This is a genomic window from Aurantivibrio plasticivorans (genome assembly GCF_055392955.1).
Genome location: NZ_AP036020.1, coordinates 1,754,226 through 1,772,192 on the forward strand (window position 1 = coordinate 1,754,226; position 17,967 = coordinate 1,772,192).

Genomic DNA, 17,967 nt, shown 5'->3' on the forward strand with positions numbered 1-17,967 from the left:
ATTTGGGCGTCACTTGGGGCTGGTTACAACCGGAAACTGGATGGCAAATTCTGTTACCCCTCTTTCACTGGTGCAACGTATAGTACCTTTGTGTAGATCTATAATAGCTTTCACAATGGCGAGTCCCAAGCCACTGCTGCCTGAGTTTCGGCCACCCTTTGCTTGATAAAAACGGTCAAAAATTCTGTTGATTTCACTCTTCGGAATTGTATCTCCCGTATTGCTTATGGACAGCATTGCGCATGGTTTGTCACTGCAATGTTGAATATTAGATTTAAGCCGAATCGTAACGGCTCCTTCTTCCGGCGTATGCCGAATAGCGTTCGATACCATATTGTTAAGGGCGCGTCGAACCATGTTTTTCTCCCCATTGATACTCACCGGATCCAACGAAACACTTAATTTAATCATCTTTTCATCAATAAGATCACTAAAGTAGTCGATAATGGAAAGAACCTCGAAATCGAAAGCAATAGGCTCTCGGACAATATCAAATTGCATGTTATCTGTCTTTGCCAGCCACAGCATGTCGTTGACCATTCCTGTTAAACGCTCATACTCTTCAAGGCAGGAGTATAGTGTTTCTTTATACTCGTCATTCGTTCGTGTTTTGGTTAGCGCAACTTGTGTTTGCACGCTGAGATTGGCTAGGGGGGTACGAAACTCATGGGCAAGATCGGCTGAAAAATTGTTGAGCGTATCGTAGCCTTTTTCGACTTTTGTCAGCATCGCATTAAACGCACAAACAAGTTCTTTTAGCTCGACTGGCGTGTTTTTTATCTGCAAACGCTGGTCTAACTCACTGGCGCCGATGTTGCGGATGTCTTCCGAAATACGGTGAATTGGGCTAAGTCCGAGCCGTGTAAAATAGAAGATAGCCACAGCGCTGACGTTACACAAGACAAAGATGATGAGCCACAGTGCTTGTCGAAAATCTTTTATAAAATGATTGTGAAAGTCGAGCGAGGCGCCGAGAATTATGACGTAGCTTCGATTATTTACCTGACGAGATAAACGCGTAAGGCGGTACTCATGCCCCATAAATACGGCATTAGACAGGGTGTTGGAGCTCAAATCTTGATAGCTTGTACCAATGGTTAACGCATATTCTGTGAGAGTCTTGTGGTTGCTATATACAAGATGATCTGGGTATATATATACACCAAAATGGATGCCATGATGGCCGGCAACACTTGATTCTAAATGAGTACTCAGAGTAGGAATGTCAGCGTTTTTCAATTCCAGCGTATCATCAATCGCCATGAGGACCACTTGTAGCTCGTCAGTATCCTGTTCGATAAAATGGCGTTTAACGGAATATTCAACTATAAACCCCAATAACAAGAAGCAGACCAATACGATGCCACCAACGAATGACGCCGTACGAAACGTAATAGAACGCGGCAGCTGATTAATCATTAAGAACATCTAAGGTATACCCCATGCCACGTACCGTGTGAATCAGTTTTGTTGATGCGGGGTCGTCAATTTTAGCGCGCAAGCGTCGTATAGCAACATCGATTACATTGGTATCACTGTCAAAGTTTATATCCCAAACGTGGGATGCAATCAGAGCTCTAGTCAGCACTTCGCCACGCCGACTGGCGAGAAATTCCAACAATGAAAACTCCTTTGCGCTTAAAGCAATACGCTGACCAGCACGATGCACTCGCCGCTTTTTTAGGTCGATATGCATGTCATCAATGTCAATGGTCTCTGACAGCGGGGCAGCTGTTCCCCGGCGTAATAGAGTTTTTACACGGGCTAGGAGTTCGGGAAAAGCAAAAGGTTTAATGAGGTAATCGTCACCGCCAAGCTCGAGGCCCTTCACACGGTCATCGATACTGTCTCTGGCTGTAAGGAAGAGTACAGGCGTTGTAATAGCGGCTTCCCGGAGAGCAGTCACCAAACGAAACCCATCAATATCCGGCAGCATAACATCCAGAATGATGATGTCGAAGGCTTCGGTTTTCGCGATGTGGTGCCCATCTAGCCCGTTATCACACCAATGGACATTGTATCCGGATTCTGAGAGCCCCTTTTGTACGTATTGGCCGATCTTTGGCTCATCTTCTACTACAAGTATTTTCATAGGTTTATCTAGCGCTGCCTAAAGAAATTCAAGGGTACGCTGTCCTCTCCATCCTCGCGAGTGACATTACCAAATTGTAATGCAGTCGTAATCGGTTTGTTGGGGGGAGTGAGCTAAATTATAAACGATGAATAAGGCCCCCAGATAACCATCCATTCTACTGAGTGTAGGATCGGAATTGAGGTGGGGAGCAGTAAATCCAATCATGCGCAGAGAAAGGCTGTTGTTATGTATAAAACTATTACTCATGTTGCCGCTTATGGCGCACTGATCATTTTGCCAACTTTTGTGCTGGCTCACGAAGAGACTGAGCATGGAAAAACTGCCGAGTCTCCCAGGTGTGAAGCGATGAGCGCCATGGATCATAGCAAAATGAAAAAGGGTGACCCCGTGATGCAGGCCATGATGAAAAAGTGCATGAAAACACACGCCAATCAGCCGAAAAAAGAAATGGAGGCGTCACACCAACAGTCAGCGAATCATAAAAAAGAGGATTCGCACAATCATTAATTATTCGTGGTAACTAGGAGCTCAACTCTTGTGAAACGCGTTTTATTTGCGGTGATATTTTCATTCGGTTTTGGTGGGGTAGGCTACGTGGTTTTAGGCCTGTATCCCATCGGGGCAGATGTACCTCACACCACGCTGACCTACGGTCTACTTGAGTTTGTTCGTGAACGTTCGATTTCGCGCGCATCTCAAGATATTGAAGTGCCAAATCTAGAAAGCCCGGATTGGTTATTACGCGGTGGGGCGGACTACAACGATATGTGTGCCTCTTGTCACTTAAAGCCAGGAAAGGTGGAATCTGATTTGAGCGTTGGACTGTACCCTAAGCCGCCAAATTTAAGTGTAATACACACGGGCCATACATACGACGCCCCGTCTGTAGAGGGGCAAGCTAGGCGCCAATTTTGGATCATTAAGCATGGAGTTAAGGCTTCAGGTATGCCTGCGTGGGGACCGACGCATAGTGATGAGCGTATCTGGGCGATGGTGGCCTTTTTGCAGCGATTACCAGAGCTGGACTCAGAGCAATATCAGATCCTAACCGCGCGAGGCGAAGGCCAGCATGAGCATCATTGATGAGACCGGGATTGCAAGGTATGAAACGGTTGAAAAGATTGAACAAATGCGAGCCTTATCCCCGTTATTGAATGCCCAGCTTGATGAAGAGCGGTATCTTTTTGCGCATGCAGAATTTTTAATGCGCTTTTCAAGAGACAAGAATACCGTGAGCGCTGTGCTCGATTTCTGGGCAACGACTTCTGGTATAGATGTTATCGCAGCCTACAGTGGAAACCATAAAGTTGGGTTTATAGCGACTCAGGTTAAGCATGATGTTTATTATGGGCAAGAGATCAATATGGCCGAAATAGTTTCCGTGTACGTCATAGGAATATTTCGAAGAAAAGGCGTTGCCACCAAACTCCTATCACTGGCTAGCACGCGCTTATCGAGGCAAGGCGTAAGCTTGATGACGATTTCTAGGCCGATAGAAAATAATGTGTTGAGAAATCTTTATAAAAAATTCGGTGTTGAACTCGTGTGCGTACACACTCAAAAATTATTGACATCTAAGTATAGTGAGCGATCAGGTAATGATGGAGAAATCATTGAAAACAAGTATTGATAGTTACTGCAATTCTGCATTGCGCCTTGCACTCTTTGGTGTGTTGATTATTGGTGTTTCTAGCAATACCGCTTACCCACATAGTGGTCTTGATCAAAATCGGGAATTGAAAAATCTATCGACCCAGATCAAATCGCATCATGCTGAATTTGAATTAACCTCCGACCTAAATAAAAAAAAGAAACACCTTTCTCAACAAGTAAGAGGAATAAGGTCAACACTATTGCTATTAAGGAATGAGCTATCAGGAACTCGCGCAAAAAATTGTATTAAAAAAGAAGGTGAAGTCGATTATTTCAAAGAGTTGGGTAAGGCGCTTAAAGCGACTAAGAAAACGTTGGATCAATTAGACGAGGTTATTTAGTAAGTAAGCGTGAACAGAGTGGTAGTTTAGTGGTGCACTACTTTTCTGCTTTTTTACAAAAGGTGTTTTGTATTGAAACACGCTGATTTTTGAGCTTGACCTGACGGCACTGCCAAATTGTGATGAGTTAGAGTAATCAATGAAATTGACTCGAGGTAAAGCAATACTATTAGCATGGGTGCTGTTGTTTCAGCCCACACTCTCGCTCCTATCCAAAACTGCGGCGAAGCACGGATATTCACTGGAACACCAGTATGTTGCACAGAATGTACATCATACAAGTCGTGGCCAGCCTGAAACGCTAAGAAATATCACTGCTCACAACGCCGATCCATGTGTTAATGGTGACGTGAGCCTCTGCCAATGTGGCGCGTTTGTAGTACCCGCTGCGTTCTCTTTCTCTTTCCTTTTCGATCCTACCGACCCAGCCAACCTGTTTCTTTCTCGAGATACGTTAGCCGCACACAAACGGCTATTAATTCGCCCCCCCCATTTTTTCTTAAACTCTGGGTAAGTCCGTCTGTCGTTTGTGGTTTTCTGTGGATGAGTCCCCCTAAATTCCACCAACTCAAGCTCGACGTGTTTCACAAGTATGCGCCCTACATCGACAACGGTCCCTCTTAATTATTAGGAATCAATCCTTCAAACATTTTTTTGTGAACCAAAGAGTTTCAACTGTGATGAAAAAAAGGAGAAATTAAATGACTATAAAGTCTTTTACTGCAATAACATTTGCTGCGTCGTTTTCCCATGTCGCAATGGCAGCCGAAATTGACCGAGAACGGTTTGCTCTTGGTGGCTATGGCGATGTGAAATATGAAACAACGGAAGCGGAAGACAGCAGTGCGTACAGCGCGCGCTTTGTCCCCATTTTTCTATTCAGCCTCAACGACAAAATGCACGTTGAAGCTGAAACTGAAATTAGCATTAACGCAGAAGGTGAAACTGAAGTTGAGTTGGAATATGCCGATCTTCATTATTTTCTGACCGACACCACCACGATTACAGCGGGTAAATTTCTCATCCCGTTTGGTCAATTTGGGCCCAATATTCACCCAAGCTGGATCAATCGTTCGCCGTGGACCCCAGGTATTTATGGATCGCACGGCAGCAATCAAGCGATGGAAGCCTTGTTGCCGATATTGAGTGATGTGGGCGTCGCCGTTCAGCAAACCATTGTTCTGGGTGGCCATCAAAAGATATTTATCGATCTCTACAGTACCAATGGTCCTGGAGTGGAGGCCGACGATCACGCCGAAGAACCTGTTGAGGGTGAACATCAAGAAGAAGAGAGTGAACACGCCGAGTTGCCTGAACTTGCCTTTGAGGCTACCAGTGGTGACAACAATAAAGACAAGGCATTTGGTGGTCGTGTCGCTTACGCCATGCTGCCAGGCCTCGAACTTGGCGCATCCTACTATAGCGCCAGCTATGACGAAGAAGAGTCATTAGACTTCCGGGCCCAGGGTGTCGATATCAATCTGATTGGCTCACATTACCTGCTGCGTGGAGAGTACATTGAAACGCAAACGGATGGGCGCGAGGAAGAAGACGGCGAGAGTGAAACTCATACCTTCAAGCGCGATGGCTGGTATCTGCAAAGCACTTTTCAAACGGGAAAACTTTGGCCATCGCTTTCGGGTACGGAGTTGGTGCTCGAGTACGCCGAAACCAACAAGCTGGCAGAAGCCAGTCGTTGGATGGTCGGGGTGAATTACTGGTTGGATGCCCGCTCGGTGATCAAAGTTGCCTATGACGATACCGATCTCGAAGAGGGAGAAGACGATCAACGTTTTGCCATTCAATTGAGCTATGGCTTCTAGGAGAGACCACTATGAAACAACTTATAAATCGCACTCCTTTATCAACAACTTTCATGTCGATCCTGTTTTTATTGATGTTTAGCGCACCTTGGGTAAGCGCTGAACCATCACGGATCAACGGCGCGGAGGTTTTTAATAACAATTGTGCCCGCTGCCATAACGCACGTTCACTTGATGAATTTTCATTGCAAGAGTGGGCGGTGATTATGCCGCACATGCGTGAAAAAGCGCACTTGACTGGCAAAGAAACCGATGCCGTGATGGCATTTATTACCCTCGTGAAAAGGGGTGAGACCAAAAGCGCTAGCGCAAAAGAGGGAGCTCTCGTTTTAAATGGTGAAGCGCTGTTTAACAAATACAGTTGCCAGGGTTGCCACAGTGTTAACGGGAAAGGTGGGACAGTGGGGCCTGCTTTGGACACCACAATAGCGGATAAAGGAAAAACGTATTTTCATCAAAAGCTAAAAAACCCTCAATTTAATAATCCGGCCTCGCCGATGCCAAAAATGCCGTTATCGGATGATGAAATTGAAGCCTTGGCTGATTATCTATCAACATTTTAATCCACTTAATTAACGAAAAAAATACAGGAATAGCATCATGAAAAAACACATCAACCATTTCGCCATTCTGTCATTGACCACGTTGGCAGTAGGGTACGCATCATTGACGTTTGCAGAAGACAAAGCAACGCATAAGCACCATAAAGCCACCATGCCAGAAGCGTCACACCAGGAGTATATGGAAAAACAGAAAAACGAAGCAGCACCGAGTGATAGCGACAAGCAAACGGTCAACAAGCACACCATGCGCAATGGTGCTCAGATGCAAGGGAAAACCCATCGCGAACACGCTAACCGTGAAAAACAAGAGGACCTTGTCGATGCAAGCAAAGAAAAAAAGAGCCATAAACACCACAAAATGACTATGGAGGGTGAAAAACATAATCAATAAGCCTTGACCTGTGTGTTGGACACAGGTTTATCGTGAAACTTAACGATTAGACCTAGGTTTAACACTTGGGTCTAAGCTGAAATATTTGGATTGGACAGGTAACGCCATGCGAGTCAAAGATTTAGCCAAGATGCTTAAGGTCAGCGCTGAAACGGTGCGGTTCTATACCCGCAAGGGCTATTTGTCGCCGACCAAGAGCCCAGCGAACGGCTACAAAGAGTACGGCCCTAAAGATCAGGCTCGTATGCGTTTTATTTTGAGCGCGAGGGCACTCGGTTTTACGGTCAATGATATCGGTGAAATATTGGCGGTGGCGGATAAGCAAAATGCGCCTTGTCCAGTAGTGCGAATGCTGATTGAGCAACGCCTGATGGAAACTGAAGCGCAATTTAAAGCCACCGAAGAACTCCGTAATCGTATGCGCACCGCTGTGCGCGAGTGGAGTGGTTTGCCGGATGAAGAACCCACCGGACATATGATTTGCCATTTGATTGAAAACTTTACCAAAAACACCACAGGAGGCGAACGCAATGAGTGAATCCACCGTTACTGACAATCATTGTCATTCCGAACACCCCGAAAAACCGCGTGCGGTACAACCCGTGACCTCGGCGGTTACTGAACTCATTATCGACGGTGCTGGATGCGCCAGCTGTGTAGGCAAAATCGAAGGTGCGCTCAAAGCGGTATCCGGGGTGCAGCAGGCTGAAATGAACTTTGCGCAACGCACCGTCAGTGTTTCAGGTACGGCACCCAATGAGGCATTGATTCAGGCAGTAGAGCGCGCGGGGTACAACGCCAAGGTCAGTTCCGCCGAGTCAGATAGTGATGAACTAGACGAAAAAGAACAAGCCGATCTTACCTACTACAAAAAGTTGATGCGAGAGACCTGGATTGCCTTGGCTCTGGGTGCGCCGTTGATGGCCTATGCGCTGATCACCGGGGAGATGAGTGTCAATACCACGACTGAGCGCATCGTGTGGCTGATCATCGGTATTCTAACGCTAGGCGTCCTACTCGCCAGCGGACGTCACTTCTTCGTCGGTGCTTGGAAGTCATTTCTCAATCACTCCGCGAACATGGATACATTGATTGCGTTGGGTACTGGCACGGCGTGGCTGTATTCCATGGTGGTGGTGTTTTTTCCGGAAGCGGTGCCTGCTCAAGCCCGGCACGTCTATTTTGAAGCCACCGCCATCATTATCGGCTTGATAGATTTAGGTCTGGCGCTGGAGATAAAGGCGAGAGGTCGTACCAGTGAAGCCATTAAGCGTTTGATCGGCTTACAGGCGAAAACGGCACGCGTCATTCGTGACGATCAAGAAATGGATTTACCCATTGAGCACGTACTGCTGGATGACCTTGTTCGCGTCCGCCCCGGCGAAAAGATCCCCGTCGACGGTGAGGTGACGGATGGGCACACCGCCATTGATGAGTCCATGTTGACGGGTGAGCCCATGCCTGTGGAAAAAGCCAAGGGTGACGAAGTGGTCGCCGGCACACTCAATAAAACCGGCAGTATTGTATTTAGGGCAACGCGGGTAGGAAAAGACACCGCGTTGGCGCAGATCATCAATATGGTCAAGCGCGCCCAAAACTCCAAGCCACCGATTGGTCGATTGGCCGATGTTATTTCAGCGTTTTTCGTGCCGGTCGTCATGATTACCGCTGTCATCAGTGCCTTAGCCTGGCTCAATTTTGGCCCAACGCCAGCCATCGCCTTTGCCATCGTGTCTGCGACCACCGTACTCATTATCGCTTGCCCATGCGCTTTGGGATTAGCGACGCCCATGTCGGTGATGGTCGGTGTAGGAAAAGCCGCGGAGGCTGGTGTCTTGATTCGCAATGGTGAAGCCTTGCAAACCGCCTCCAAAATTACCGCCATGATTCTCGATAAAACCGGCACGATTACCTTGGGTTCACCCAAGGTAACCGATGTCGTCGTCGTGAAGGGGCGAACTGAGCACGAAGTATTGCAGTTAGCCGCCAGTGTGGAAGCGGGTTCAGAGCACCCATTGGCGCTGGCCATTATGGAAACCGCACAAGAAAAAGCGATCGAGCTGAGTAAAGCGACGTCCTTTAACGCGATTACCGCAAGAGGTGTCGAGGCTGAAGTAGACGGTCGTCGTGTGTTATTTGGTAATGAAAAGCTAATGCATGAACGAGACGTCACTTTGAATGTGGAAGGAGACGATTTTGTTCAAAAGGCACAGTCGTTGGCGGCTGACGCAAAAACGCCCATGTACTTCGCAATTGATGGCAAGTTGGCCGGCATTATCGCGGTCGCCGATCCCATCAAAGAAGACTCCATCTCGGCAATTCAGCGACTACAGAAAAACGGTATTCGTGTCGTCATGCTCACGGGGGATAACCGCGATACCGCCAAAGCCGTGGCGGCAAACGTGGGTATATCGGAGTTTATAGCCGAGGTGTTGCCGGAGGATAAAGCTAAGAAAGTACAAGAGCTTCAAATGGCCGGGGAAGTCGTGGGCATGACGGGGGACGGTATCAATGATGCGCCTGCACTGGCCTTAGCCAATGTGGGTTTTGCCATTGGCACTGGCACTGATGTGGCCATTGAAAGTGCCGATATCACGCTGATGCGTGGGTCACTCCATGGGCTGGCCGATGCCATTGCCGTGAGTAAAGCCACACTGAGAAACATCAAACAAAACTTATTTGGCGCCTTTGTCTACAACGTCGCCGGTGTACCGGTAGCGGCCGGCATTCTCTATCCCGTGCTTGGCATATTGATGAACCCGGTTATTGCCGGTGCGGCCATGGCGTTCTCGTCACTCACGGTCGTGAGCAACGCCAATCGATTGCGTTTATTTAAAGCCAAAGAACACTAATACACAGCAACACTGAGGAGCGTTCAGATGTTAATAATCAATATAGCCGGCGTGATTTTAATTGCGCTTATTATTTGGTGGTTTTGGTTGTACAAACCCAAAGCAGAGCAGGTGGGTAATGATGACTTGGTGGTCGTTGTCGAAAACGGCGTGTATAAACCGTCCCATATTTTGATGGATGGTAACGATGCTCACGGCATAACGTTTTTACGCAAAGATGCTTCACCTTGTGCTGAAACACTCTTGATTCCAGAGTTAGAAATCAGCGAAACCTTACCGCTCAACAAGCCAACAAAAATACACATCCCGCCATTAAATGCAGGTGAATACGCCTTTCATTGTCAAATGCAAATGTACAAAGGAACGATCAAGGTGGAAGGAGACCCATCATGAGTCTATGCAAAGTCGTCGCGATTTTCGATAGTTTCAATGAAAACCACTTTTTTAGGGGGGCAATCATGCGAATTAACTCCGTAAAACTGGCAACCGCCACGGCAGTTTATGTGGCCGCGGTGTGGGTGTTGTGTTCCGTTGCTATTGTCGTTGCACCGGACGCGTTGCGCACGATATCGGGCGCCATGGTGCATCTCAACCTTTCTCAGTGGGCTTGGGATATGGGGCTGGACACGTTTGTTGTAGGCCTGTTGGCCTGGACACTTTTTTCATGGGTGACGGTGTGGAGCATCGTGACTGTTTATCAACGTTTGCTTGGAGGGTCAACTTATGAGTGATCAAAAACAATCTTTCTGGATGAGCCCTAAGGGCTTCGCTGCGATGGGGCTTATTGCCTCAGTGTCTTATTTTGTACTAATGGAGCATCGCCAGCACTTTTTTCAGTGGTTACCGTTTCTCATTATTTTATTGTGCCCGCTGATGCATATATTTATGCACGGTGGCCACGGCCATAACCATGGTGGACACGATGATCATAACGGAAGTTCGGAAAATGAATCGGAAGCATACAAGCGTGGCCTGAAAGATGGGCAAAAAAATTCCAACCAACACCACTCACATTAGGAGGTGGATTATGCACGGCGACTCTTCTTACGGCCTATGGGTTTTAGTCATTTTAAACTCGGCCATTTTTATTTTTTTCGCGTTTAGTTTTGTAAAACCAAAAACGAAAACGGACTGGCGGAGCCTTACCGCATTCTCTGCATTTATCGTAGCGTTATTCACAGAAATGTATGGGTTCCCACTGACCATTTATTTTTTATCCGGTTGGCTGGCAGAAAATTATCCTGGCGTGGATTTTCTTGCGCACGAGAATGGCCATTTGCTCCATACGCTATTTGGATTTGAGGGGAATGCGCATTTTGATCCACTGCATATTGCCAGCAATGTGCTTATTTTCCTGGGATTCATTTTACTTTCCTCGGCGTGGTCGGTCTTACACAAAGCCCAACAGACGCGGTCACTGGCATCTACCGGCTGGTACGCGCGCTGCCGTCACCCGCAATACATCGCATTTATCATGATTATGTTCGGATTTCTATTGCAGTGGCCGACGATTCCAACCGTTGTGATGTTCCCAATATTGGTAGTGGTCTATGTGCGTTTAGCAAAGCGTGAAGAAGCCATTGCGCTCAATGAATTTGGTGATGAGTATCGCGCGTATATGGAAGTCACACCAGCATGGCTACCAAAATTTAACAGCGAAAAAATTAAAACAGCTTGAGGAGATAACATGAAATTTATTACAACGTTTGCGTTAGCATTTTTGGTTAGCGCTTTTACCTACGCACAAGGTGGTCATTTGCATGGAGGCAATTCAATTGACGGGAACAATCAAGCGCATGCTATGCAATGCGGAATGATGGATAAGATGAGTCACGAACAAAAAATGGCGATGCAACAGCGCATGAAGAAAATGAAGTTAACAATGAAAAAAATACAGTCAGAAAAAGACGTAAAAAAACGCGAAGTACTGATGCAAGAACAAATGGCTGACATGCAAGCGTGTATGAGCATGATGGAAAAAATGATGGGCGAATCTCCCATGGGTCACGAACATAAGGGAAGCTGACCTGAGTAGTTAATTTTATCTCATGTGCAGCAAGACTATAACTGTCAGGCTGAGAATAAATGAATAAACGAGGAGTTCTATTATGAGTAATAACGAGCATCGACTCGGTGTGTCCGAGGTTAATCTCGTCGTGCGTCATCTGAAATTAGAAACGGCCGAGAACGACAGCGTTGCGAAAGCCGTGGCTGAAATTGATGAAATATACGGCCTTGACTCCGTGTCCTTTGATGAAAAATCACATGTGCTTAACGTTGCCTATGATGCGACACGTATTTGCATTGATTGTGTCGAGGAAGTTCTCGAGAAATATCAGGTCCAGATTAGTCATGATTGGTGGACGCACTTTAAAGAAGGCTATTACCGCTTTGTGGATGACAACATCAAAGAGAATGCCAAAACTGAACCATGGAGCTGTCATGGCAACGTGAACCAAGCACCGAAGCGAAAAAAATAGAGCGTCGATGCGGGAGGGGAAGACATGTTAGATTATTTTGCTCATACGCCACGTGTTGCCTATCTCTCAATGGAGATCGCCTTTCACGAAGACTTGCCTACCTACTCGGGGGGCTTGGGTGTGCTCGCAGGTGATTCGATGCTGTCGGCCGCGGATTTGGATTTACCGATGGTGGGCGTCACGCTGGTCAGCCGTGAGGGCTATTTTCGCCAACATCTTGATCGCGACGGCAGTCAATCGGAGTCACCGGAAACGTGGGATCCCTCCCAGTATGCCACGCGCTTGCCCGCGAAAACCTCTATTCAATTACAGGGGGAAACCGTATGGATCGGTGCGTGGCTCTATGAATTGAAAGGGCATATGAATGGTTGTATCCCGATCATTTTATTGGATACGTTTGTCGAGGGGAATTCGTCTGATAATCAGGCCTTGACACATCGCTTGTATGGGGGCGATGCGCACTACCGTTTGAAGCAGGAAGCGCTGCTCGGCATGGGTGGTGAACGAATGCTCCGCGCGCTGGGTTTTACAATCTTTCGCTACCATATGAACGAAGGCCATTCCGCGTTACTGATCTCAGAATTACTGAAACAGTATCGATTTTCATCGGAGAATATGCGGAATAGTGAATATTCGTCCGATATTCCACGTGTAAAAAAATTGTGCTGTTTTACCACGCATACACCGGTTGATGCTGGGCACGATAGGTTTGACTACGCGATGGTTGAGGCGGTATTAGGAGAAGAAGTTGACCTCAATACCGTAAAAAAGCTGGCTGGAGACGAGTGCTTAAACATGACGCAGTTGGCTTTGAATGGAAGTCAATATATCAATGGCGTCGCCAAAAAACATGCGGACGTGTCACGCGATATGTTTCCAGGCTATCGTATCCATGCAATTACCAACGGCGTGCACCCACATCGCTGGGTGAGCCCATCATTGGCGGAAGTATTGGATACCTATTTACCGGGTTGGTGCCACGAGCCTGAGCTGTTACGCAACGTTGACGGTATCCCAAATGACGCGCTTTGGCAGGCGCATCAGTTAGCGAAACAATCCCTAATATCGCATATCCAAGAGCAACAAAAAACAGCACTTCAATTGGAATTGCCGATCTTAGGGTTTGCTCGCCGAATGACATCCTACAAACGTGCGGACTTACTATTTTCCGATATTGATCGACTGGTTCAGATTGCTGAGCGATATCCTTTTCAGATTGTTCTGGGAGGGAAAGCCCACCCACAGGATCATGAAGGAAAGCATTTGATTCAACAATTACATATTGTTGCAAAGACCGTGAAAAACGTGCTCCCTGTTGTATTTCTCGAAAATTACGATATCGCTCAAGCCAGGCAATTGATCGGCGGTTGCGATATTTGGTTGAACACTCCACTGCGACCATATGAAGCATCTGGCACGAGCGGGATGAAAGCGTCGATTAACGGTATAGCCAATTTGAGCGTGCTCGATGGGTGGTGGATAGAAGGCTGTGTTGAAGGAAAAACCGGGTGGGCCATCGGTGGTGTTTCCCCGTCAGAAAATGGCAATGATGCATTGAGCCTCTATCAAAAGCTAGAGCAGCAAGTATTGCCAATGTATTACGACTGTAAGCTTGACTGGATCCAAATGATGAAAACCTGCATCCAGAAAAACGGTACCTATTTTAATAGTCATCGCATGATGCGTCGTTATGTCTGTGAGGCCTATTTGTAGATTGGCATGGTTTAAAGAACGAAATTAATTGAGGACGATTTGATGAAAAATATTGTGTTGTTAGGGCTTGTGACTGCCTCACTTTTTCTTGCTGCATGTTCGCAAAACCCTTTTTATCACGAGCATTTTATGCGAGGGCATGTGGTAAATGTGAGCGATGATCAAGTTCGAGTCTGCATTGGGAAAAAAGATGGCGCAGAAGTATCTGATGAGCTGAACGTTTATCGGGTCGTTGTATCGGGACAGGATGCCTCAGGTACTGATATCTATGACAGAGAAACGGTCGGCAAAGTCAAAATTACGCGTATAACAGGCGAACATTTTGCTGTTGCAAACGTGACAGAGGGAAGTGTTAAGAAACACGATATTGTGGAGTTTTCGCCATAAGTATCGAAACCCATCGTTTTCTAACAGAGTAAGGTGAATCGTGTGGATAAAACCATTCCCAATGAAAAACGACGACGTTTTTTAAGTCTTGCCACCGGCTTTGTCGCTGGCGCCGGCGTGGTCGGAGCCTCAGTCCCTTTTATCGGTTCCTGGCAGCCGAGTGCGAAAGCAAAAGCCATTGGTGCACCCGTGCAAGTCAATGTCGACAAAATTGAACCAGGGGCAATGGTGAGTGTGGCATGGCAGGGGAAACCTGTGTTCGTGTTGCGCCGGTCGGTGGGCATTCTTGACATCTTATCGACTGCTGAGCATCTGAGTCAGTTACGCGATCCCGCTTCGGATGTGAATAACCAACCTGAGTACGCCAAAAATGCGGCTAGAAGTATCCGCCCCGATATCTTGGTGGTGGTTGGGATTTGTACGCATTTAGGCTGTGTGCCTGAGTATCGCGAAAACGGGATGATCAATGTGTCTCATGGCCTGTATTTTTGTCCGTGCCATGGCTCGAAATTTGATCTCGCGGGTCGTGTGTATAAGAGCGTTCCTGCGCCGACCAATCTCATTGTGCCACCTCATCATTATATCAACGACAGTATCGTGGAAATCGGTACCGATAAAACCAGCTAGGAGTGTCTCATGCCACAAGCACAACAAGAGTTACCCGATATTAACTTATCGCCAAAAACCATTGTAATAGTTATTGTCGCCGCAGTCCTAACTTCTGCGTGCAATTCTCTCACTATAAACTCACGATCTTAAGGCTCCATTTTAAGAGCCTGTATGCGAGTTATGGTCACACTCTGTCGACTTATATTGAGATTACTTACAGCATTGCTGGTTTAGCTGAATCGGTGGACATGGCACCGTTCCATAAGAGCAGTACACGCAGCAGTCTCCTGGCTTCGGGCTTAACAGCGAGTGGCACGACTTACACTCATAAAACCACTGGCAAGCATCGGTAGGCATTGTTTCCACTTTCTTAAAGCCGCACTCTGGGCATGTGATCTCTGAGTCTGCTACGAGTGGTTTAGTCATTGGTCGCTTCTGACTTTAAAGTAGATGGAAAGCCAGCACTGGTGGTTGCCGAGATTAACTCGTCAATAGAAGTGGCCGTGTCTTCGAACTTCACCGTTGCAAGTTTGGTTTTATAAGTGACCTCGACAAAATGCACGCCTTCAACTTTTTCCAATGCTTTTTTCACTGTAATCGGGCATACCGCGCAATTCATGGAGGGAAGGCTCAGTTCAACTAGCTGTTCTTCTGCAAATACGCTGCCGATCGAAAACAAGCTTAATAAAAAAACGGTTAACTTTTTCATGTGAGTACCTTTCTATACAAATAGTGGAATCCAGTATGGGCTTGCCACAAAGCCAATAGCAGCAATAAGTGATACGACAAACAGGATCTTGCGATTTCTTTGTGTTTCAGGAATCGCGCATGCTTCCCCAAATTTGCAATTATTGCTTCCTGTTGAGTCTGGTTTGAATAATTGCCAGCCTGCCCAGCCAAATAACACAATGACGGCGGCGACAAATAGGGGGCGGTAGGGCTCCAGGCTAGCCAGGTTGGCGATCCAGGCGCCACTCACACCAACTGACAATAATATCAGTGGTCCAGCACAGCAAAGGCTGGCACCGATAGCGGCGCCAAGGCCCGCCAGCATTGACCAAAGTGATTTGTTCTTGAGCACTGCTTTTGCCCCTATTCAGGTTGAGATACCGTAAGTGTATGCTCCGTACTTAGGTACGGAGTCAAGGTTATAGAGGCGGTTGTAATGAGTCGATAATGGGGCAATGGCTTTTGTCGTCATTCTCATGACATTGAGAGAGTAGTGCTTCAAGTGCATTTTCTAAGCGTCTTAAATCGAGTATTTTGGCCTGCACTTTTTCAAGTTTATTGTTTGCAAGTGCTTGGATCTCGTTGCACGGCGAGTCTTCCAGGCTAAGTAAGTGCACGATTTCATCAAGGGTAAATCCTAGTTCCTGTGCACGCTTAATAAAATGGATTCGATTGACCGTCTCATTCGGGTAGTGGCGGTACCCGGTTGTTGGCTTTGGTGGTTGTTGGATTAAGCCTTTGCGTTCATAAAAACGAATGGTCTCAATATTAATACCCAGCTCTTTCGCAAGGCGGCTGATTGTTCTGGTCATGGTTTATCGATCCCTGCACGGTTCATTGGGAAACTCTAGCTCGATGGTTGTGTGCTCTAAACCAAACCCCGATAGACGGTCAGCAATCTCGGTTTTTAATTGGATTTGACGAGTTGGTTCGATTAGCTTACTCAATTCTAAATGCGCAGTCATGACATGGTGCTCCCCATCGAGCGACCAAAAATGTAGATGGTGAATCTCTTTGACTTCCGCAAAACTCAATAGTGATTCACGAATAGTATTGGCCGTATCATCATTTGGCGCCGCCTGAAGAAACAGTTTAGTTGTGGCCCATAAATTACGAAGAACGTTGATCAATATAAAAATTGTAAAAGCAATGGAAAGAATAGGATCGAGTATGGGCCACTCGGCAAACATCAAAATGATTGAGACTACCAGTACGGCCACCCAACCCAGTACGTCTTCCAGCAGGTGCCAATTCAGCATCTGCTCATTAAGTGACTTACCTTTGGATAATTTAAACGCCGCATAGCCATTGACTGCTACTCCCAGGATGGCCAGGCCGAACATACCTTCCACAGCAGGCATTTCTGGATTAAAGATTTTGGGTATTGCTTCAGATAATACCCAAATTGAACCGATAATTAATACGATTCCATTAATCAGTGCGCCCAGTAAAGAAAACCTGCGATAGCCATAGCTAAACTTTGAGGTGGACTCCCTATTGCTCAGTTTGCCAAGTGTCCAAGCGAGACCAATCGATAAACTATCCCCAAGATCGTGAACCGCGTCAGCCATGATTGCGGTGCTGTTAGTCAGCCAGCCTCCAATAAATTCGATGATCGTAAATCCGACATTCAGGAAAAATGCCCAGGCTATTCTGGAAGTACTTTCATTGTGTTGTGCGTGGCTGTGGTGCGCATGATTGTGCATAGTATTTCACCTATAGCCAGCGACGAACATGTTGGCAATACTCACTATATGATTCCCCATGCTGCTTTGTTAAATACTCCTCTTCCAAGGCCACTTGTATTTGAATCAGCGCAATATCGAGGGCAAGTATCGTTAACGTCATTGGATTGGGGAGTAACAGAAAAAATCCGAAAGAAATGAAAATCACCCCGACAAAAATAGGATTTCTAGAGTATTTAAATAAGCCTTTCTGAACAAACTCGGTCTTTGCTTCATGATCAATTCCGATTCTCCATGACGCGCCCATTTGAGATTGTGCCGCCAGTACCCAAACTAGTGAAACAACCATTATTCCCATTCCCATCCACTGAATAGCGGCATGGTTCATCAGGTCAATCGGCCCGATAGATTGATACAGGTTTGGCAGAAAGCTATAGAGAATAAAAACCAGAATGGAAACAATAGGTAGAAATTTAAAGTACCACCCCGTAATCGATTCGGCGCCTGTCTTTTGGTTGAGTTTAAAGGCGTTGACGCCCGTTCTCTTTGTAACAACAAAATTCCTGAATATAACGGCGAACCCAAAGAAGCAAATAAAGTAAACGCCTAAAAAAATGATAATGGTATTTTGCATAGGTATAGCCCC

Annotated in this window: 27 protein-coding genes; 19 read left to right on the top strand and 8 right to left on the bottom strand. The window is 46.6% G+C overall.

What is annotated here, in order from left to right; translation table 11 throughout:
- Positions 1-9 precede the first annotated feature (9 nt).
- Together ACZ5NB_RS07770 and ACZ5NB_RS07775 are read right to left on the bottom strand one after the other, a co-directional pair.
- Positions 10-1,428, bottom strand: coding sequence for a heavy metal sensor histidine kinase (locus ACZ5NB_RS07770; protein ID WP_460232509.1), 1,419 nt, complete (start codon positions 1,426-1,428; stop codon positions 10-12).
- Positions 1,412-2,092 (bottom strand): heavy metal response regulator transcription factor, encoded by a 681-nt coding sequence (locus tag ACZ5NB_RS07775; protein WP_460232511.1) that lies wholly within the window; start codon positions 2,090-2,092, stop codon positions 1,412-1,414. Before ACZ5NB_RS07775 ends, ACZ5NB_RS07770 begins: the two co-directional genes overlap by 17 nt.
- 228 nt (positions 2,093-2,320) lie before the next feature.
- On the opposite strand from ACZ5NB_RS07775, the gene ACZ5NB_RS07780 reads away from it, so the two are divergent.
- The 19 genes from ACZ5NB_RS07780 (at position 2,321) to petA (ending at position 14,925) form a co-directional block, all read left to right on the top strand.
- Positions 2,321-2,602 carry a hypothetical protein gene (locus ACZ5NB_RS07780; protein ID WP_460232513.1) on the top strand — a complete coding sequence of 94 codons (282 nt, stop codon included), beginning with the start codon at positions 2,321-2,323 and terminating at the stop codon, positions 2,600-2,602.
- A gap of 30 nt (positions 2,603-2,632) precedes the next feature.
- On the top strand, positions 2,633-3,178 hold the full coding sequence (locus ACZ5NB_RS07785) for a c-type cytochrome (RefSeq protein ID WP_460232515.1): 546 nt from the start codon (positions 2,633-2,635) through the stop codon (positions 3,176-3,178).
- Positions 3,165-3,725, top strand: a complete 561-nt coding sequence (locus ACZ5NB_RS07790; protein ID WP_460232516.1) for a GNAT family N-acetyltransferase — start codon at positions 3,165-3,167, stop codon at positions 3,723-3,725. The genes ACZ5NB_RS07785 and ACZ5NB_RS07790 overlap by 14 nt, the downstream gene beginning before the upstream one ends.
- On the top strand, positions 3,709-4,089 hold the full coding sequence (locus ACZ5NB_RS07795) for a hypothetical protein (protein ID WP_460232518.1): 381 nt from the start codon (positions 3,709-3,711) through the stop codon (positions 4,087-4,089). Before ACZ5NB_RS07790 ends, ACZ5NB_RS07795 begins: the two co-directional genes overlap by 17 nt.
- Before the next feature lie 139 nt (positions 4,090-4,228).
- Positions 4,229-4,603 (top strand): hypothetical protein, encoded by a 375-nt coding sequence (locus ACZ5NB_RS07800; protein WP_460232520.1) that lies wholly within the window; start codon positions 4,229-4,231, stop codon positions 4,601-4,603.
- 187 nt (positions 4,604-4,790) lie between these two features.
- Positions 4,791-5,912 carry a porin gene (locus ACZ5NB_RS07805; RefSeq protein WP_460232522.1) on the top strand — a complete coding sequence of 374 codons (1,122 nt, stop codon included), beginning with the start codon at positions 4,791-4,793 and terminating at the stop codon, positions 5,910-5,912.
- A gap of 11 nt (positions 5,913-5,923) precedes the next feature.
- Positions 5,924-6,475 carry a c-type cytochrome gene (locus ACZ5NB_RS07810; protein ID WP_460232524.1) on the top strand — a complete coding sequence of 184 codons (552 nt, stop codon included), beginning with the start codon at positions 5,924-5,926 and terminating at the stop codon, positions 6,473-6,475.
- A 37-nt stretch (positions 6,476-6,512) separates the two neighbouring features.
- Complete coding sequence (locus tag ACZ5NB_RS07815; protein WP_460232526.1) at positions 6,513-6,866, top strand: hypothetical protein; 354 nt, start codon at positions 6,513-6,515, stop codon at positions 6,864-6,866.
- Between the two features lie 106 nt (positions 6,867-6,972).
- Positions 6,973-7,404, top strand: coding sequence for a MerR family transcriptional regulator (locus ACZ5NB_RS07820; protein WP_460232528.1), 432 nt, complete (start codon positions 6,973-6,975; stop codon positions 7,402-7,404).
- Positions 7,397-9,718, top strand: a complete 2,322-nt coding sequence (locus tag ACZ5NB_RS07825; RefSeq protein ID WP_460232529.1) for a heavy metal translocating P-type ATPase — start codon at positions 7,397-7,399, stop codon at positions 9,716-9,718. The genes ACZ5NB_RS07820 and ACZ5NB_RS07825 overlap by 8 nt, the downstream gene beginning before the upstream one ends.
- Before the next feature lie 27 nt (positions 9,719-9,745).
- Positions 9,746-10,111, top strand: a complete 366-nt coding sequence (locus tag ACZ5NB_RS07830) for a cupredoxin domain-containing protein (protein WP_460232531.1) — start codon at positions 9,746-9,748, stop codon at positions 10,109-10,111.
- Complete coding sequence (locus ACZ5NB_RS07835) at positions 10,108-10,449, top strand: DUF5676 family membrane protein (protein WP_460232532.1); 342 nt, start codon at positions 10,108-10,110, stop codon at positions 10,447-10,449. The genes ACZ5NB_RS07830 and ACZ5NB_RS07835 overlap by 4 nt, the downstream gene beginning before the upstream one ends.
- On the top strand, positions 10,442-10,735 hold the full coding sequence (locus tag ACZ5NB_RS07840; protein WP_460232533.1) for a DUF2933 domain-containing protein: 294 nt from the start codon (positions 10,442-10,444) through the stop codon (positions 10,733-10,735). Before ACZ5NB_RS07835 ends, ACZ5NB_RS07840 begins: the two co-directional genes overlap by 8 nt.
- A 10-nt stretch (positions 10,736-10,745) precedes the next feature.
- The gene (locus tag ACZ5NB_RS07845; RefSeq protein WP_460232535.1) at positions 10,746-11,396 is read left to right on the top strand and encodes a methyltransferase family protein; all 651 of its coding nucleotides are present in this window, start codon (positions 10,746-10,748) and stop codon (positions 11,394-11,396) included.
- Positions 11,397-11,405: 9 nt separating this feature from the next.
- Positions 11,406-11,744, top strand: coding sequence for a hypothetical protein (locus ACZ5NB_RS07850; protein ID WP_460232537.1), 339 nt, complete (start codon positions 11,406-11,408; stop codon positions 11,742-11,744).
- 82 nt (positions 11,745-11,826) lie between these two features.
- Positions 11,827-12,198 (top strand): cation transporter, encoded by a 372-nt coding sequence (locus ACZ5NB_RS07855; RefSeq protein WP_460232539.1) that lies wholly within the window; start codon positions 11,827-11,829, stop codon positions 12,196-12,198.
- Positions 12,199-12,222: 24 nt separating this feature from the next.
- The gene (gene glgP / locus ACZ5NB_RS07860; protein ID WP_460232541.1) at positions 12,223-13,911 is read left to right on the top strand and encodes an alpha-glucan family phosphorylase; all 1,689 of its coding nucleotides are present in this window, start codon (positions 12,223-12,225) and stop codon (positions 13,909-13,911) included.
- Positions 13,912-13,953: 42 nt separating this feature from the next.
- A complete protein-coding gene (locus ACZ5NB_RS07865; protein ID WP_460232542.1) occupies positions 13,954-14,298 on the top strand; it encodes a hypothetical protein in 345 nt (114 codons plus the stop codon).
- 42 nt (positions 14,299-14,340) lie between these two features.
- Positions 14,341-14,925, top strand: a complete 585-nt coding sequence (petA, locus tag ACZ5NB_RS07870; RefSeq protein WP_460232544.1) for a ubiquinol-cytochrome c reductase iron-sulfur subunit — start codon at positions 14,341-14,343, stop codon at positions 14,923-14,925.
- A 192-nt stretch (positions 14,926-15,117) separates the two neighbouring features.
- Here the strand turns inward: petA and ACZ5NB_RS07875 are convergent, their stop codons facing one another.
- The 6 genes from ACZ5NB_RS07875 to ACZ5NB_RS07900 all read right to left on the bottom strand — a co-directional run bounded on the left by ACZ5NB_RS07875 (position 15,118) and on the right by ACZ5NB_RS07900 (position 17,955).
- Positions 15,118-15,333 carry a GDCCVxC domain-containing (seleno)protein gene (locus ACZ5NB_RS07875; protein WP_460232545.1) on the bottom strand — a complete coding sequence of 72 codons (216 nt, stop codon included), beginning with the start codon at positions 15,331-15,333 and terminating at the stop codon, positions 15,118-15,120.
- Positions 15,326-15,616: a mercury resistance system periplasmic binding protein MerP gene (gene merP, locus ACZ5NB_RS07880; RefSeq protein WP_460232546.1), complete on the bottom strand. Its 291-nt coding sequence runs from the start codon at positions 15,614-15,616 to the stop codon at positions 15,326-15,328. The genes ACZ5NB_RS07875 and merP overlap by 8 nt, the downstream gene beginning before the upstream one ends.
- 12 nt (positions 15,617-15,628) lie before the next feature.
- A complete protein-coding gene (locus ACZ5NB_RS07885; protein WP_460232548.1) occupies positions 15,629-15,988 on the bottom strand; it encodes a mercuric transporter MerT family protein in 360 nt (119 codons plus the stop codon).
- Between the two features lie 67 nt (positions 15,989-16,055).
- Positions 16,056-16,448 (bottom strand): Hg(II)-responsive transcriptional regulator, encoded by a 393-nt coding sequence (gene merR, locus ACZ5NB_RS07890; RefSeq protein WP_460232550.1) that lies wholly within the window; start codon positions 16,446-16,448, stop codon positions 16,056-16,058.
- Between the two features lie 3 nt (positions 16,449-16,451).
- Positions 16,452-17,342, bottom strand: coding sequence for a cation diffusion facilitator family transporter (locus ACZ5NB_RS07895; RefSeq protein ID WP_460232551.1), 891 nt, complete (start codon positions 17,340-17,342; stop codon positions 16,452-16,454).
- Between the two features lie 10 nt (positions 17,343-17,352).
- Entirely contained in the window at positions 17,353-17,955 is a 603-nt protein-coding gene (locus tag ACZ5NB_RS07900; RefSeq protein ID WP_460232553.1) for a methyltransferase family protein, read from the bottom strand.
- Positions 17,956-17,967 lie beyond the last annotated feature (12 nt).